The sequence below is a fragment of the Microbacterium thalassium genome (assembly GCF_014208045.1).
Classification (GTDB): domain Bacteria; phylum Actinomycetota; class Actinomycetes; order Actinomycetales; family Microbacteriaceae; genus Microbacterium; species Microbacterium thalassium.
On the sequence record NZ_JACHML010000001.1, the window covers coordinates 2765434 to 2780553 of the forward strand.

General features: G+C 69.3%; 16 protein-coding genes, 1 tRNA gene and 1 pseudogene. 7 read left to right on the forward strand and 11 right to left on the reverse strand.

Features of this window, described 5'->3' with window-relative positions:
• Positions 1-88: 88 nt before the first annotated feature.
• Both HD594_RS17865 and HD594_RS12880 read right to left on the reverse strand, forming a co-directional pair.
• Positions 89-346 (reverse strand): Gmad2 immunoglobulin-like domain-containing protein, encoded by a 258-nt coding sequence (locus tag HD594_RS17865; RefSeq protein WP_184751333.1) that lies wholly within the window; start codon positions 344-346, stop codon positions 89-91.
• Between the two features lie 76 nt (positions 347-422).
• Positions 423-1517 (reverse strand): hypothetical protein, encoded by a 1095-nt coding sequence (locus HD594_RS12880; protein WP_184751334.1) that lies wholly within the window; start codon positions 1515-1517, stop codon positions 423-425.
• 182 nt (positions 1518-1699) lie between these two features.
• Between HD594_RS12880 and HD594_RS12885 the strand changes: the two genes are divergently transcribed.
• Both HD594_RS12885 and HD594_RS12890 read left to right on the forward strand, forming a co-directional pair.
• The gene (locus HD594_RS12885) at positions 1700-1963 is read left to right on the forward strand and encodes a hypothetical protein (protein WP_184751335.1); all 264 of its coding nucleotides are present in this window, start codon (positions 1700-1702) and stop codon (positions 1961-1963) included.
• A gap of 85 nt (positions 1964-2048) precedes the next feature.
• Positions 2049-2327, forward strand: a complete 279-nt coding sequence (locus tag HD594_RS12890) for a hypothetical protein (protein ID WP_184751336.1) — start codon at positions 2049-2051, stop codon at positions 2325-2327.
• A 47-nt stretch (positions 2328-2374) separates the two neighbouring features.
• Here HD594_RS12890 and HD594_RS12895 read toward each other — a convergent pair.
• Positions 2375-2680, reverse strand: a pseudogene (locus HD594_RS12895) (ATPase, T2SS/T4P/T4SS family); the annotation flags it as partial.
• Between the two features lie 195 nt (positions 2681-2875).
• Here HD594_RS12895 and HD594_RS12900 point away from each other — a divergent pair.
• A complete protein-coding gene (locus HD594_RS12900; protein ID WP_184751337.1) occupies positions 2876-3868 on the forward strand; it encodes a hypothetical protein in 993 nt (330 codons plus the stop codon).
• Positions 3869-4671: 803 nt separating this feature from the next.
• Here the strand turns inward: HD594_RS12900 and HD594_RS12905 are convergent.
• Positions 4672-5403, reverse strand: a complete 732-nt coding sequence (locus HD594_RS12905) for a hypothetical protein (RefSeq protein WP_184751338.1) — start codon at positions 5401-5403, stop codon at positions 4672-4674.
• Between the two features lie 56 nt (positions 5404-5459).
• Entirely contained in the window at positions 5460-5891 is a 432-nt protein-coding gene (locus tag HD594_RS12910) for a hypothetical protein (RefSeq protein ID WP_271171163.1), read from the reverse strand.
• Between the two features lie 101 nt (positions 5892-5992).
• On the opposite strand from HD594_RS12910, the gene HD594_RS12915 reads away from it, so the two are divergent.
• The 3 genes from HD594_RS12915 to HD594_RS12925 all read left to right on the forward strand — a co-directional run bounded on the left by HD594_RS12915 (position 5993) and on the right by HD594_RS12925 (position 7229).
• Positions 5993-6253: a PLD nuclease N-terminal domain-containing protein gene (locus tag HD594_RS12915; RefSeq protein WP_184751339.1), complete on the forward strand. Its 261-nt coding sequence runs from the start codon at positions 5993-5995 to the stop codon at positions 6251-6253.
• Positions 6254-6324: 71 nt separating this feature from the next.
• A tRNA-Leu gene (locus HD594_RS12920) sits at positions 6325-6406 on the forward strand.
• A 58-nt stretch (positions 6407-6464) separates the two neighbouring features.
• The gene (locus HD594_RS12925) at positions 6465-7229 is read left to right on the forward strand and encodes a DedA family protein (protein WP_246414041.1); all 765 of its coding nucleotides are present in this window, start codon (positions 6465-6467) and stop codon (positions 7227-7229) included.
• 22 nt (positions 7230-7251) lie between these two features.
• Here HD594_RS12925 and HD594_RS12930 read toward each other — a convergent pair whose 3' ends face one another.
• The 3 genes from HD594_RS12930 to HD594_RS12940 form a co-directional block, all read right to left on the reverse strand.
• Positions 7252-7626: a VOC family protein gene (locus HD594_RS12930; protein WP_184751341.1), complete on the reverse strand. Its 375-nt coding sequence runs from the start codon at positions 7624-7626 to the stop codon at positions 7252-7254.
• Positions 7627-7636: 10 nt separating this feature from the next.
• Positions 7637-8527 (reverse strand): non-homologous end joining protein Ku, encoded by an 891-nt coding sequence (ku, locus tag HD594_RS12935; RefSeq protein ID WP_184751342.1) that lies wholly within the window; start codon positions 8525-8527, stop codon positions 7637-7639.
• A 71-nt stretch (positions 8528-8598) separates the two neighbouring features.
• Entirely contained in the window at positions 8599-9978 is a 1380-nt protein-coding gene (locus HD594_RS12940) for a TIR domain-containing protein (protein ID WP_184751343.1), read from the reverse strand.
• Between the two features lie 114 nt (positions 9979-10092).
• On the opposite strand from HD594_RS12940, the gene HD594_RS12945 reads away from it, so the two are divergent.
• Entirely contained in the window at positions 10093-12684 is a 2592-nt protein-coding gene (locus HD594_RS12945) for an ATP-dependent DNA ligase (protein ID WP_184751344.1), read from the forward strand.
• A 3-nt stretch (positions 12685-12687) separates the two neighbouring features.
• On the opposite strand, the gene HD594_RS12950 is transcribed toward HD594_RS12945, so the two are convergent.
• The 3 genes from HD594_RS12950 to rph all read right to left on the reverse strand — a co-directional run bounded on the left by HD594_RS12950 (position 12688) and on the right by rph (position 15036).
• On the reverse strand, positions 12688-13599 hold the full coding sequence (locus HD594_RS12950) for a cation diffusion facilitator family transporter (protein ID WP_184751345.1): 912 nt from the start codon (positions 13597-13599) through the stop codon (positions 12688-12690).
• A gap of 82 nt (positions 13600-13681) precedes the next feature.
• The gene (gene rdgB / locus HD594_RS12955) at positions 13682-14284 is read right to left on the reverse strand and encodes an RdgB/HAM1 family non-canonical purine NTP pyrophosphatase (protein ID WP_184751346.1); all 603 of its coding nucleotides are present in this window, start codon (positions 14282-14284) and stop codon (positions 13682-13684) included.
• 5 nt (positions 14285-14289) lie between these two features.
• Positions 14290-15036, reverse strand: coding sequence for a ribonuclease PH (gene rph / locus HD594_RS12960; protein ID WP_184751347.1), 747 nt, complete (start codon positions 15034-15036; stop codon positions 14290-14292).
• Positions 15037-15120 lie beyond the last annotated feature (84 nt).

Consider the following 15120-nt stretch of genomic DNA (forward strand, 5'->3'; position numbering starts at 1 on the left):
GTTGCCGTCGCCTCGAGCGCGACGCCGGCGCGGACGAAGAGCGTGAGGACGGGCTGCCTCCAGGTCGCGGCCATGATCACGCCCGCCGCTACCACCGCACCTCGACCTGAACCCGGAACTCGTTCTGGGTCGACCCGTCCGCCGTGCCCTCGTTGTAGGCGACGACGTCGTACCACCCGGGCGACACGTCGAGTGCCAGGCTCGACAGGAACGAGGAGTGCGTGCAGCAGTCGTCGGCTGTGACGACGAGCGACGCGGCGACGGTCTCCTCCGCATCGCGCAGTTCGACGACGAACGACGCGTCGGGCACGGCCGCCGTTCCGGTGATCGAGATCGACCCGCCCACCTGATAGACGTCACCGCACCTCGGGCTGCCATGAGAGTTCGCCCGGCCCGGACGGGTTCGACGACGGCCTGCCCGTCTACGATTCCTTCGGCGTGTCGGTCGTGTCGGTCGTGTCGCGGCGCACCGCCCACGCCCGCAACCGCGCAACCCAGTCGCGCACGGCCGATCCCTGAGGCATACCCCCACCCAGCGCGACCGCGACACCCACCAGCAGGACCGCGACACCCGCCAGCAGGAACGCGACACCGGCCAGCACCGACCCCTGCCACAGCAACAAGACACCCAGCAGCAGAATTGCGACACCCGCCAGCAGTAACGCGACACCGAACAGCCCCAACCGCTGCCGCAGGGACGCGACACCCATCAACAGGGACGCGACACCCCCCAGCAGGACCGCGACACTGCCCAGCACCGACCCCTGCCACAGGTACGCGACACCCAGCAGCAGCATTGCGACACTCGCCAGCAGGAACGCGACACCCCCCAGCGCCCACGGCTTGCCCAGATGCGCGACACCCGCCAGCAGGAACGCGACACCCACCAGCAGGACCGCGACACCGGCCAGCACCGACCCCTGCCGCAGGAACGCGACACCCACAAACAGGAACGCGACACCCACCAGCAGGGACGCGACACTGCCGAGCACCGACCACTGGCGAACGATCGCGACACCCCCCAGCAGGATCCCGACACCCAGCAGCAGGTTCCCGACACCGAACAGCACCGAACCTTGCTGCAGGAGCGTGACACCCAGCACAAGAAACGCGACACCCACCAGCAGGAACGCGACACCAGCGGCTACCTCGTTGGCAGCTACTCGGTTTCGTAGCGAGCGCCAGCTAATAAGGGTCGCTGCGGCCCACAGGAGGCCGACACCGGCGATGGTGGAGGCGAGCTGTCCAGTCGCAGCGAGGATCGGACCGACGACAACATAGGACACAAGAACAATGCCGGCGACGACTCGACCCACCGGAGTGGGTCCAAGGTTGTCCCGATGGAAGATCGCCCCTGGGAACGTCATGACGATGAGGACAACTGCAACGAGGTAGAGGAGCCAGATCCACCACTCCTCTTGCGTCCACGCGGCAACCCAACCCAGCGACACACCGACAAGCACCGTGGATACAAGCCAGAGTGCGACGCGGTTGGCCCCAACTCGGTCGTCGTTCATGCGCACATCATCCCAGCAAGACAAACACGGGTGCACCACCTCGAGCCCCGGCGCGGTGCCTAGCGTCGCCCATGCACGCGCTCATGACCACGCTCGGGGGGCTGCTCGCGCTACCGGCACACCTTCAGCCGCCGCCGCTACGCTCCCCATCGACGCCGGGCCGGGGCGAGACAGGAGCCCTCATGCCGCCCGACTGGCACCCCATCCTCGACGCCGTCGAGGACCCGCCCGGTACCTTCCACGTCCTCGACTCGCAGGGCCGCGAGTACGGCATCGCCAAGCTCCGCCGCGTCGGCGAGGACCGCCTCCGCTACCGCGCCGAGTACCGCGGCGAGCTCGCCGGGTGGGCCACCTCGGCGCGCGTCGCGTGCGAGCGCATCCATGCGGCGTACCTCCTCGCGCACGGCCCGCAGGGCGGCCCGCTGGCCTCCTGGGGCGAGGGCTAAGACACCCGGAGCTCCGACCGTGATTAGAGTCCGCGAGAGCGGGCGATCAGTCACCGCGTCCCCTCCGGTCACTACGCTCAGCGACATGCTCACTACCGAGGAATATCAAGCCGCCATCCGCATCCGCCCGCCCGAGGAGCTCACAGAGGACGCCATGCGCGCCCTAGTGGCCGCCCGCCCCGAGGAGCGCCTCACAGAGCGCCTAGCGTGCGCCAGCTACCTCGACACCGTCGTCGTCCAGAGGAGGGCCGAGACGAGCGAGGAGGCCCAAGCGGAGCGCCTCAAGGCGTGGGCCGACCTCGGCATCCGCATGCGCGCCGAGGAGGCCGCCGCCCGCTTCGAGCTCGGCGCGGGCGAGGTGTAGGACTGCCCGCCGCCGACGAGGCGCGAGCGTCTGGACACCCGAGTCACTGAATGTGTCTTTAGCGCGTCGGGAACGCCGGTGTTCAGTGCGAGCAGCAGATCGAGCGCTTCAGCGTCGCGGACCTCGCCCACCACGAGACGGTCGGGTCGCATCCGCAGCGCCTCCTTCACGAGTCGGCGCAGAGTCACCTCGCCCGTCCCCTCGAGGCTGGGCTGACGGCCCTGCAGCGCCACGAGATCGGGTGCCCGCACGGCGAGCTCGAACGTCTCCTCGACCGTCACGATGCGCTGATCGGGCGGGCAGGCTGCGATCAGCGCAGCCAGCAGCGTGGTCTTGACTAGACCAGCATTTGTGCGTTCTTTTGATCTGGGCTATTTCCGCTCTGGCGGCATCGGCGTCCTGTTGCCCGTGCTGTGATGCGGGATCTACGGTCTGCGCCGGTCCACCTGTCCTAGCTTGTTCCCCTGTCTCGGCGTCCCAGCCCCCGCGAGCTTGCCCGAGAATAGACGGCCCATCGCCTAGGCTCGGGACTCATTGGGGAGGGATCGATGCCGGAGAACACTACTGACCTGGCGACCGTGGCCAAAGTCTTCGTGAAGGTCGCGACGGATCTGCATCGGTCAGGGGACAACGGCATAGACGAGCTCGCCATGCTCCCGCTGATCGAAGCGTGGGCAACCACGCTGGAGTGGGCAAAGACTGCAGGACTGACACCTGAGCAGGAAGAGGGCATCGTCAGCGCAGCCCAAGAAGCCCAGGAGGCGTACTCGACGTATGAATTGGTCCACGGCAAGAACAAGGCCGACGCCCTCGCCGCGGTGCGTGGATATCTAGACGTGTTCTCCGCAGTCTTCGGCGAGCTTCGTCGGGCGGGTCGGCCCGGAGCCGAGTTCGAACCCTATGAGGCGCGGATCTCGAAGGCCGCCGATCAGTCGGCGCAGGTGGTCGGCGTAGTGACCTACGTCAGCGATCGCACGCTGCAACTAGACCAGGCAATCAGCGAAACTCAGGAAGCCGCGCGAGAAGCCAAAGAGGCCCTGATGCACGCGGAAAGAGCGGCCACGAGGAGCGCTACTTCCGCACTGGAGAGATCGTTCGAGACGACAGCGAAGTCGAGCGAGAAGGCTGCCTGGTGGTTCAGAGGACTGACTCTGGGAACACTGGTACTCACCGCGAGCTTGGGACTCTGGTTCATGATCGACCACACGCCTCCAGTTGGAGGAAACGTCGACTGGTATGGAGTCATCTACCGGCTCGCGATCCTTTCAGCTCTCGCGGCGCTGTCCGCCTACCTTGCGCGCCAGGCAACGCACTACAGACGACTCGCAACCTGGGCCCGCGGCATTGAGATCCAGCTGAAAGCGTTCCTAGGGTTCGTCAACGAGATCAAGGACGAGGACGCCCGCCAGACGATGTACGCGTTGTTCGGCAAGCGTGTATTGGAAGCGCCACCAGAGGGGAAGTCAGGCGCCGATGACTCGATCACGAACATCATCCAGCCGATCATTGAGAACGCAGCGAAGCTTCGCGCCAACAACTAGGCACTGTTCGCTGATGCCGCATCATCGTCCTCTGCCAGATGTAGGACCGTACGTTCGCGGTGATGAAGTCCTGGCACGGCGGCTCGCCGACGAGAATGTCGGTGGGTCCGACCAGACTGGCCGTAGCGGTCCGACCGACCCATAATGAGAAGTGGGGTCGTCCGAAGCGCCAACTTCGGACGACCCCAGCAGGTCCGCCCTGCCAGCACTCTCTCTAGGGCGAGTGCGACCCTTTCAGCAGAGACTGCCCCCGTATCGACTTTCCAAAGGTCCGGGGGCTTTCTCCTGCTCGCTACTCTACGAAGCACCTCCCCCACGGTGGCCGCCGGTGGCGCGCGTCACGCGGGTTATCCACACGCGGTGGGCGGTCTTCCGCGCGAGGCGGCCCGCTGCCCACAGATGTGTCGAATTCTCATCGAGTTTCGCGCTGTCAGCCTGTGGATAACTCTCGCGTTGATGTGGTCGAAGATGTCCTTGGCGTCCTACAAGATGTCGATGCGGGTGGCGCGCTAGTACTCGCGCGCCAGGCGCTGCACCACCTCGCGATGTTCTCGACGTGCTGCCAGGGCTTCGCGCTCGGCACTCCCCCGCCGGCCACTCCCCACGCCTCGACGCCTGCGAGGGTCGCGGTCGATGCCGTGTGCTTGGGGGTGTTGAGGTGCCGGAAGATGCTGTGTTCGAGCGCGCCGGGGCCGATCGTCCCGACGTCCTCGATCGCGGCCCAGGTCGTGCGGCGCCTGGATCGTGGGTTCTAGATCGGCGCGCTGATCGAGAACCTCCAGCACGCCCCATCGCAGGAGCCCCTAGACCTGCGTCTTGAGAGCTGCGGCGCTCGCCCTGAGATTTGCCAGTCTCCGCAATTCCTTCATCTTGACATCGCGCGCTTCCGCCTTGCGGATTGCCTTCGCAATCTTCTTCTCCATCTTGCGAGCTCTCTTGAACCAGAATCGCGCCTCTTGTGAGACGTCCGCGAACATAGCCTTGGCTTCCTCGGCGTGTGGCCAGTCGGGATCTCGCCGGGCCATGCGATCCATGTAGGACAGTCGTGTCAACTGGTCAGCGAACTGGTGGACAATCTGACGATGTTGCTCCGCGGACAAACGGTTCATCGCGTAGACCTCGGCCCGCAGACGAGACACCTCACGTTCGCGACGACCAACCCTGGAGAATGGGAGACGATTCCACTGGTCGATTGCCACGTCGCTCACGAGCGCAACTCCAAGGTTCAGCGCGGGCACGAAGAGCGCCAACCCAGCCGCCGAAACGAGCCCGAGTTCGGGCCAGAATGTCGCCTGGGCTGTGGGCTCAACATTCGCCCGGAGATTCGTGAGCGCAACCTGGAACACGGCAAAGAGGACGAACGCGATGCCGACATAGAGGACGGCGTAGAGCACCCTCATCGGCTTCGTCGCGGCCAGCACCTTCTTCTTCGAGAATGAGCGCGAGAACAATCGCGCCTCGAAGATAAAAGCGACTGCCAAGACCGGCACGATCTGAGCGATGGTCGCCCAGTAGGTGCTGTAATCATCGCCCACGCGCTCAACCTATCGAGCGGCGAGGACAATCTGAAAAGCCCCAGGTCAGTGATATGTCAATTTGTTGGTATTGACATGTCGGCGCGGCGGCCCGTCGCGTGCAGCATCCGCTCGACCAGGTCCCGCACCGCGGAGTCGGTCAGGGCCAGTGGGACGCGCTCGGGAGTTCCGGACCGCGCGACGAAGATGCGATCTGGAGCATTGATCCAGAGTTCTTCGACGGTCGGATCGTCCAGATAGGCCTGCAGCGGTCCGTAGCCGGCGACCGAGGCGATCACCTCGCGGACGCACGCGAGCTCGTCGTCGATCGTGGCCGCGCCGCGGGCGAGCGCGAAGTCGCTGTGACGGCGCACCTCGGCGCGAGCGATGTGGGCGGCCAGTTCGGGATCCGTCGACGGGTCGGCCCGCTCGGCGCGCAGACGCTCGCGGACGCGCTCGACGATCGCGCGCACCGGATCGGCGGCTGCGGGGACGGCGGCGAGGCTCACACGGCGATCCTCGCAAGATCGCCCCGCGCTCCTGCGGACTTATCCACAGGTGACGAAAGCGCCCGACTCGGGCAGGATGGGCGGTGGTGGAAGGAGCCGCGATGACCGACGTCGACGAGCAGCAGCCCAGCCCCGAAGAGCCGGCCGAGAACAAGCGCACGAAGAAGCAGAAGAGTGTCGCGGCGACGATCCTGTCGATCCCGTTCGCGATCCTGCAGTTCGCGTACATGTTCCTGGCGTTCTGGGACCTGTACAACCGTCCCGCCGAGGACGTGAAAGGGCCGAAGCCGGCATGGATCCCCGTGATCCTGATCAACTGGGTGGGCCCGACCAGCTACTTCATGTTCGGCATCCGCCGCTGACGGGAACAGCCGCAGGGCCGGGGAATCCCGGCCGAGCGGCCCCCTGCGCGTCAGTAGACTGATTCGGACTCGCGGGAGTGGTGAAATCGGCAGACACGCAGGATTTAGGTTCCTGTGCCTTCGGGCGTGTGGGTTCAAGTCCCACCTTCCGCACGTTGCGGCCCTGCCGTGACCGGCCATGCCGACCCCAGCCACCGACGGGAATCCCGCCTTGCAGCCCACAGCGCTCATCCCCTGGCTCGACCCCGAGACGATCATCGCGGCCGCCGGACCCTGGGCCCTGTTGGTGGTGTGCCTCATCGTCTTCGCCGAGACGGGGCTCCTGGTCGGCTTCCTGCTGCCGGGTGACACGCTGCTGATCATCTCGGGCCTGCTCTCGCACGAGCAGCCCTTCGCGCCGCACGGGGTGTTCGGCATCAGCGTGTGGTGGGTTTCGCTGCTCATCGGCGTCTCGGCGTTCCTCGGTGGCGAGGTCGGCTACTTCATCGGGCACAAGGGCGGCCCCGCGGTGTTCGAGCGCAAGGAGTCGGGCCTGTTCAGCCGGCGCAACGTCGAGCGCACGAACATGTTCTTCGAGCGGTACGGCGGGCTGACGATCATCCTGGCGCGCTTCGTGCCGATCGTGCGCACGTTCGCGCCGGTCGCGGCCGGCGTCGGGCACATGCACAAGGGCAAGTACACGCTCTACAACCTCATCGGCGCGATCCTGTGGGGCTTCGGCCTGACGATGTTCGGCTATCTGCTCGGCTTCATCCCGCCGGTGGCGTGGTTCGTCCAGGAGTACATCGACCTCATCCTGCTGGTCGCCGTCGGCGGCACCGTGATCTTCATCCTGTGGCACTACTTCGCCGAGAAGCGCAAGGCGCAACGAGACCAGGCCGGCGACACCGACGACGAGCCGCGACCGGCCACCACGGGCCGCGTCTTCGAGGACGCCCCGGAGGCCGGCCGCGGCGGCGACGACGAGATGGGCTGACCGGCAGGCGGACGCCCCGGACTCAGCGGTGCTGATCGATCAGGATGCTGTTGCCGTCGGGGTCGACGAGGGTGATCGAGCCGGGCCCGGACGCGGTCTCGTCGGTCGCCTCGACCGGCTCGACACCGCTCGCCCGCAGCCGCGCCTGGATCGCGCGCACATCGTCGAAGTCGCCCGGCAGGTCCTGCCCCTGCGCATCCCACCCGGGGTTGAACGTGAGGATGTTCCCCTCGAACATCCCCTGGAAGAGCCCGATCGTCGTGTCACCGGCGCGCAGGATCAGCCAGTTCTGCGCCGGGTCTCCCCCGATCGCGACGAAGCCGAGCTTCTCGTAGAACTCCCGCGACGCCTCCAGGTCGCGCACCGCCAGGCTGATCGAGAACGCGCCGAGTTCCATGGGTCCCCCGTCAGGATGCCTTCGCCGACTTCTTCTTCGCCGGCTTCGCCGGCTCGGCCGGGGCCTCGTCGGCCTTCGGCTCGGGCTCGGCGGCATCCGCCGTGCCCTCGCGTGCGGCGCGCGAACGCTCGACGCTGGCGCGCAGGGCCGCCATGAGGTCGATGACCTCTCCCCCGGATTCCTCCTCGGCCCGCTCGCCGAACGTCTCGGAGGTGTCGAGCGCGTCGCCCTTCTCGAGCTTGGCGTCGATGAGCGTGCGCAGCTCGTCCTGGTACTCGTCGGAGTACTCAGACGCGTCGAAGTCGCCCGAGAAGCTGTCGACGAGCGACGCCGACAGTTCGAGCTCCTTGGCCGAGATCTTCACCGGCTCGTCCAGCGACGGGAACGACGCCTCGCGCACCTCGTCGCCCCACAGCAGCGTCTGCAGCACGAGCACATCGCCGCGCACCCGGAGCGCCGCGAGCCGCGTCTTCTGGCGCAGCGAGAACCGCACGATCGCGGTGCGGTCGGTCTGCTCCAGCGTCTTGCGCAGCAGCACGTACGCCTTGGGCGACTGCGAGTCGGGCTCGAGGTAGTACGGCTTGTCGAGCGTCAGCAGGTCGACCTGGTCGCTCGGCACGAACTGCACGACATCGATCTCGCGCGACTTTTCGGCCGGCAGCGACGCGAAGTCCTCCTTCGTGAGGATCACGGTGCGCTCGCCGTCGTCGTAGGCGCGGTCGATGTCGCCGTAGGGCACGACCTCGCCGTCCAGCTCGCAGATGCGCTGATAGCGGATGCGGCCGCCGTCGGCGTTGTGAACCTGATGCAGGGGCACGTCGTGGTCCTCGGTCGCGGAGTACACCTTGACCGGGACGTTCACGAGCCCGAACGTCAGCGCGCCTTTCCAGATCGCTCTCACCACACCAGTACACACCCGTCACACCGGTTACGGCTACTGCCCCGGTTTCCGCCCGCGGCCGGACCGGCGGGCTACGGCTCGCTGTACGCGAACACCAGCAGGATGATGAATCCGAGGATGCTGCCGACGATCGCCACGACCAGCGCCACGACCCACAGCCGCTCCCGGCGGGCCGCCGCGACGATCGCGAAGGCGATGCCGAGGAACCACGTCACCCATCCGATGACGGGGATGATCGCGATCGCACCGAACACGATGCCGAGCGTCGACCACAGGTTCCCACCCGACTTCGGCGGCGTCGGCGCGGGCGACGGCGCCGGAGCAGGTGTCGGTGTCGGGGTCTGCTTCGGCGCGTGCTGGGACGCCGGCGCGGGGCGACCCGTCGGCGCCCCCGGCGGCACGCTCCGCGCCCCCGCGTGCGTGTGCTCGGTCCAGTGCGTGCCGTCCCAGTAGCGCATCTGCCCCGCGGGGCCGCGCGGGTCGGCGTACCATCCGGAGGCCGCCCGGCGGCCGGATCCCGACGGAGGCGGCGTGGTCGGATGCGGCACCACGGGCGTCGCCGCCGACGGAGACGGCCCGCTCGACGACGGCGCCTGCCGCGGACCGTCGCCGGCCTGCGGCTGCGGTGACGGCGTCTTCGCGGAGGAAGCCTTCGCCGCGACGGCGGGCGCCGCCTTCGCCGGAGGGTTCGGCTCGCGCCGGACGGGCGGCTCGGTCGGCGTCGGCTCGATCCGATCCCCCGACGGGGGCTTCGGCGGAGGCGTCGCCGACGTCGCGGACGCGGATTCGGCGAGACCGGCCTTCGCGATGAGCTCCTCGATCTCGGCGGTCACGCTGCGGCTCGTCTCGGGACGATCGCCGAGCGCCCGCAGCAGGCTGAACGCGCTCTCGCGCACCGAGGGGTTCTTCTCGCGGTCGAGCGCCTCGCGGAACTGCCTGATCAGATCGCGCTGCTCGCCGTACGGGATCGGCTCCTTCGCCCGGATCACCGCCCCCAGGCGCAGCAGGTACTCGTACGGGATCGGCGGCGCCTCGGGCAGCGGTTCGGGAAGCGGCGGACGCGTGCCCTCGAGCTCGCTGATCGCCCGGACGAGCTGGATCGCCGTCTCGGCGGTCGGATTGCGGTAGTCGATCAGCTGCTCGCGGTAGATCGCGTGGTTGCGTCGCTCGGCCGTCGGGACGTCGCCGATCTCGACGGGGAGGACCGGCACCCCCAGCGCGCGGGCGTAATCGTACTCGTACTGGCAGGGGTCGGACTCGAGCGAGTTCGGCGACAGCGCGAAGATGAACACCTCGCACTCGCGGATCTGCTCGAGGATCGCCGCCCACCACACCTCGCCGCCGAGGATCTCGTCGTCGCGCCACACGTTCTTGCCGAACGACTCGAGATTGCGCTCGAGCGCGCCGACGGCGGTGATGTCGACACTCGAGTACGAGATGAACAGCGACATTGCATCCCCCAGCAATCCGCATCGTGGCCTCGGCCGGATGGTCGTGAGCCTAGCCGATCCCCGCGGGCCGCATCACCCGTGACACGGCGGTGCGAACCACGCGAGGATGGGGTGATGAGACAGGACGGGCGGCCGCCCGCGGCGTCGAGCCCGCAGACCGTGCGCATCGACGGCCGCCGGCTGCGCCTGACCAACCTCGACAAGGTCCTGTATCCGGCGACGGGCACGACCAAGGGCGAGGTCATCGACTACGTCACCCGCATCGCTCCGGTGATGATCCCGCACCTCATCGGCCGCCCCGTCACCCGCAAGCGCTGGCCCGACGGCGTCGAGGCGCCGTCGTTCTTCGCGAAGGACCTCGAAGCGGGCGCGCCGTCGTGGGTGAGGCGGATGCCGATCCCCCACTCCACCGGCACGAAGGACTATCCGCTCGTCGGGGACGTGCCCACGCTCGTGTACCTCGCCCAGGCGGCGAGCCTCGAACTGCACGTGCCGCAGTGGCGATTCGCGCCCGACGGCACGCCGGGCCGCCCCGACCGGCTCGTGCTCGACCTCGACCCCGGGCCGGGGACGACGCTCGCCGACTGCGCGGAGGTCGCCCGCTGGGCGCGCGAGATCCTGCAGGGCATGGGGCTGGAGCCGCTGCCGGTGACCAGCGGCAGCAAAGGCATCCACCTGTACGCTCCCCTTCCGCAGTCCCAGACGAGCGACGAGGTGTCGATGGTCGCGCGCGAGCTCGCGCGTGCCATCGAGGCCGACCACCCCGAGCTCGTGGTCAGTCAGATGGCCAAGGCCGAGCGCGGCGGCAAGGTGTTCATCGACTGGAGTCAGAACAACGCCGCCAAGACGACGATCGCCCCCTACTCGCTGCGCGGCAGGACGAAGCCGTGGGTCGCCGGGCCGCGCACGTGGGACGAGCTGGCGGACCCCGACCTGCGCCAGCTGCTGTTCCACGAGGTGCTCGACCGCGTCGCGGCGTCCGGCGACCCGCTCGCGCCGCTCGGCTTCCACGCCGGAGCCCGCGCGGCCGCCCACGGCCCGCTCGCGGCGTACATCGCCAAGCGCGACGGCGCCCGCACCCCCGAGCCGGTGCCCGCGAACGCCCTCGGCGCGTCGGCATCCGTCGGCGAGAAGCCGCGCTTCGTGATCCAGGAGCACCACGCCTCGCGCCTGCACTGGGACCTGCGCCTGGAGCGCGACGGCGTGCTGGTCAGCTGGGCGGTGCCGCGCGGCATCCCGCACACGACGACGCGCAACAACCTCGCCGTGCAGACCGAGGATCACCCGATGGAGTACGCCGACTTCGAGGGCACGATCCCGCGGGGCGAGTACGGCGCCGGCACCATGACGATCTGGGACGACGGCCGCTACGACCTGGAGAAGTGGCGCGACGACGAGATCATCTTCACGCTCGAGGGTCGCCCCGGCGGCCCCCTCGGCCGTGTGCGGCTCGTGCTGATCCGCACCGACGGCGCCGGCGAGAAGTCGACGTGGCTGCTGCACCGCATGAAGACGGATGCCGCCGGCCGGCCGCAGCCCGACGGCACCCCCGTCGAAGCCAGCGACCAGGCCGACGACGACCCGCACGCCCCCGCCGCGGCACGCATCGCTCCCGAGACCGCGGATTCCCCCCGAACCGCCGGGCCCGAACGCGGGTCTCCGCAGGAATCCCGCGTCTCGACGACGGAGGCGGCCGCGGGAACGACGGTCACGGTGCCGCCGCCGTCGGAGCTGCGACCGATGCTCGCGACGGCCGCGACGCCGGGCATCGCGCGCGAAGCGGCGCGCCGGTGGGCGGGCGACGACGGCCACCCGTGGGCCGAGGTCAAGTGGGACGGTGTGCGCGCGATCGGCGCGTGGGACGGCCGCACGCTCACGCTGCGGGCGCGCAGCGGCAACGACATCACCGCGAAGTACCCCGAGCTCACCGACACCGACCCGGGCTGGGGTCCGTCCCCCGTCGTCGTCGACGGCGAGATCGTCGCGCTCGACGAGCGCGGCCGCCCCAGCTTCCCGCTGCTGCAGAACCGCATGAACCTGTCGCGGCCCGAGGAGATCAGGCGCGAAGCGCCGCGCACCCCGGTGCGCTATCACCTGTTCGACCTGCTCTCGGTCGACGGACGGGATGCGGCCTCGCTGCCGCTCGCGCAGCGGCGCGAGCTGCTCGAGTCGATCGCCGCCGCATCGGAGGGCCCGATCGACGTGCCGCCGGTGTTCGACGACACCGACGAGGCTCTCGCGATGAGCGAGCGGTTCGGGCTCGAGGGCATCGTCGTGAAGGACCCGGGCTCGACGTATCGGCGCGGCGAGCGGTCCGACCGGTGGCTCAAGGTCAAGCTGACGCGGACGCAGGAGGTCGTGATCGGCGGCATCCGCCCCGGCAAGGGCGGCCGCAGCGGCTCGATCGGGTCGCTGCTGGTGGGGATCCCCTCGGTGGACGGACTGCGCTACGCCGGCCGCGTCGGCTCGGGGTTCAGCGACGCGGCTCGCGCGCGGCTCGAGCGGCTGCTGACGCCGCTGCGCACCGACGAAGCGCCCTTCATCGACGTGCCGGCGGCCGACGCCTCGGACGCCCTGTGGGTGCGGCCGGACGTCGTCGGCGAAGTCGAGTTCGCCGAGTTCACCCCGGGCGGGATCCTGCGGCAGGCGCGCTGGCGCGGCATCCGCCCCGACAAGGCCCCCGAGGACGTGACGCCCGAGGCCTGATCCTCACGTATGGGCGTCGTGCTCGACGTGACCGGCCGGCTCGAGCTGGAACGTCGAGTGCTCGACGTCGAAGTGGTGCGCGAGGCAGTCCTGCAGCTTCTCGAGGATCGCCGCCGCCCGACCATCGCGGAAGGCCTCGTCCGAGACGACGACGTGCGCCGTGAAGACGGGCGCGCCGCGCGTCAGCTGCCACACGTGCAGGTCGTGGACGTCGACGACGCCGTCGGTGGTGAGGATGTGCTGCCGGATCTCCTGGACGTGGGTCCCCTCCGGCGCGGATTCGGCGAGCACCGACATCACTTCGCGCAGCAGGGCGATGGCGCGGGGGATGATCATCGCCGCGATCGCGAGCGATGCCAGGGCGTCGGCCTGCACCCAGCCGGTCAGCGCGATGATGATGGCCGCCACGATGACCATGGCCGAGCCGACCAGGTCGCCCAGCACCTCGAGATAGGCGCCGCGCACGTTGATGCTGCGCCGCTGCGCGGAGCCGAGCAGCCACATCGCGAAGGCGTTGGCGACCAGGCCGACGACCGCGACGGCCAGCATGAGTCCGCCGGCGACCTCGGCGTCGCCGGGATCGATGAGCCGCTGCACGCCCTCGATCGCCACCCACAGCGACAGGGCGATGAGGATGATCGCGTTGACGAGCGCACCGAGCACCTCGGCGCGCTGGTAGCCGAAGGTGTTGCGGTCGTCTGCGGGACGAGCGGCCACCATGCTCGCGATCAGCGCGATGACGAGCGCCGCGGCGTCGGTGAACATGTGGGCGGCGTCCGCGAGGAGCGCGAGCGACCCCGACAGCACCGAGCCGACGACCTGCACCACCATCACGACGGCGGTGATCGCCAGCGACAGCGCCAGCAGGCGACGGCTGTCGGAGCCGCGGATGCCGCTGGGTGCATGGTCGTGCATGCCTCCAGGCTAGGCGCGACGCGGCGCCTCGCCCGACCGACCGGCCCAGTCGGGAATGATCCTGATTCTCAGTACCGGCGCATCACAGGGCCGCGAGCAGCGGGACGAGCGCGACGAAGGCGCGGGCGCGGTGCGACGCGGCGTTCTTCTCCTCGGCCGTCCACTCCCCCACGGTGCGCTCGGCGGCCGCGTCCTGCCCGTCGGGGATGAAGATCGGGTCGTAGCCGAACCCGCCGCCGCCCGAGGCCGCGCGCGCGAGGCGCCCGGGCCACCGTCCTTCGACGACGTGCTCGTCACCCGCACCGCCCGGCACCACGAGCGCGATCGTCGACACGAACTGCGCGGCCCGGTGCGGGTCGGCGATGTCGGAGAGCTGGTCGAGCAGCAGGTCGAGGTTCGCGCGAGCGTCCTTCGCGTGCCCGGCCCAGTAGGCCGAGAAGACGCCGGGCGCGCCGCCCAGGACGTCGACGCAGATGCCCGAGTCGTCCGCGAGCGCCGGCAGCCCGGTGTGCGCCGACGCGGCGCGCGCCTTGATGAGCGCGTTCTCGGCGAACGTGACGCCGTCCTCGACCGGCTCGGGCCCGTCGTAGCCGATCACGGTCAGGTCCGGACGCGTGGCGGCGACGATGGCCTGGAACTCCTCGACCTTGTGCGGGTTGTGGGTTGCCAGGACGATCTGCGGCACGCCGATCACTCCCCCGCGGACTCGGCGAGCGCCGCGGTCTGAAGGTCGCGCAGCTCGTCGCAGCCGTTCACGCCGAGCTCGAGCAGCGCGTCGAGCTCGCGCTTGTCGAACGGGGCACCCTCGGCGGTGCCCTGCACCTCGACGAACAGGCCCCGGCCGGTGACGACGACGTTCATGTCGGTCTCGGCCCGCACGTCCTCGACGTACGCCAGGTCGAGCATGGGCTCGCCGTCGATGATGCCGACCGAGACGGCGGCGACCGAGTCGAACAGCACCTGCGACTTCTGGCCGATGAACTTCTTCTTGCGGCCCCACTCGATCGCGTCGGCGAGGGCGACGTACGCGCCGGTGATCGCCGCCGTGCGGGTGCCGCCGTCGGCCTGGAGCACGTCGCAGTCGATGACGATCGTGTTCTCGCCCAGCGCCTTGGTGTCGACGACGGCGCGCAGGGCCCGGCCGATCAGGCGCGAGATCTCGTGCGTGCGCCCGCCGATCCTGCCCTTGACGCTCTCGCGGTCGCCGCGGGTGTTCGTGGCGCGGGGCAGCATGGCGTACTCGGCGGTCACCCAGCCCTTGCCCTTGCCGGTGAGCCAGCGCGGCACCCCGTTGGTGAACGACGCGGTGCACAGCACCTTGGTGCCGCCGAACGAGATGAGGGCCGACCCTTCGGCCTGGCTGCTCCATCCCCGCTCGATCGTGATGGGACGCAGCTGGTCGACCGAACGTCCGTCGGCCCGGGTGATGTCGCTCATTGCTCTCCTTGGTTCTGGGTCGTCTCGGGGGTCGTGTCCCGCGTGTGGTCGCCCGACGGCGCTGCGAGCGACGAGATGTGGGAC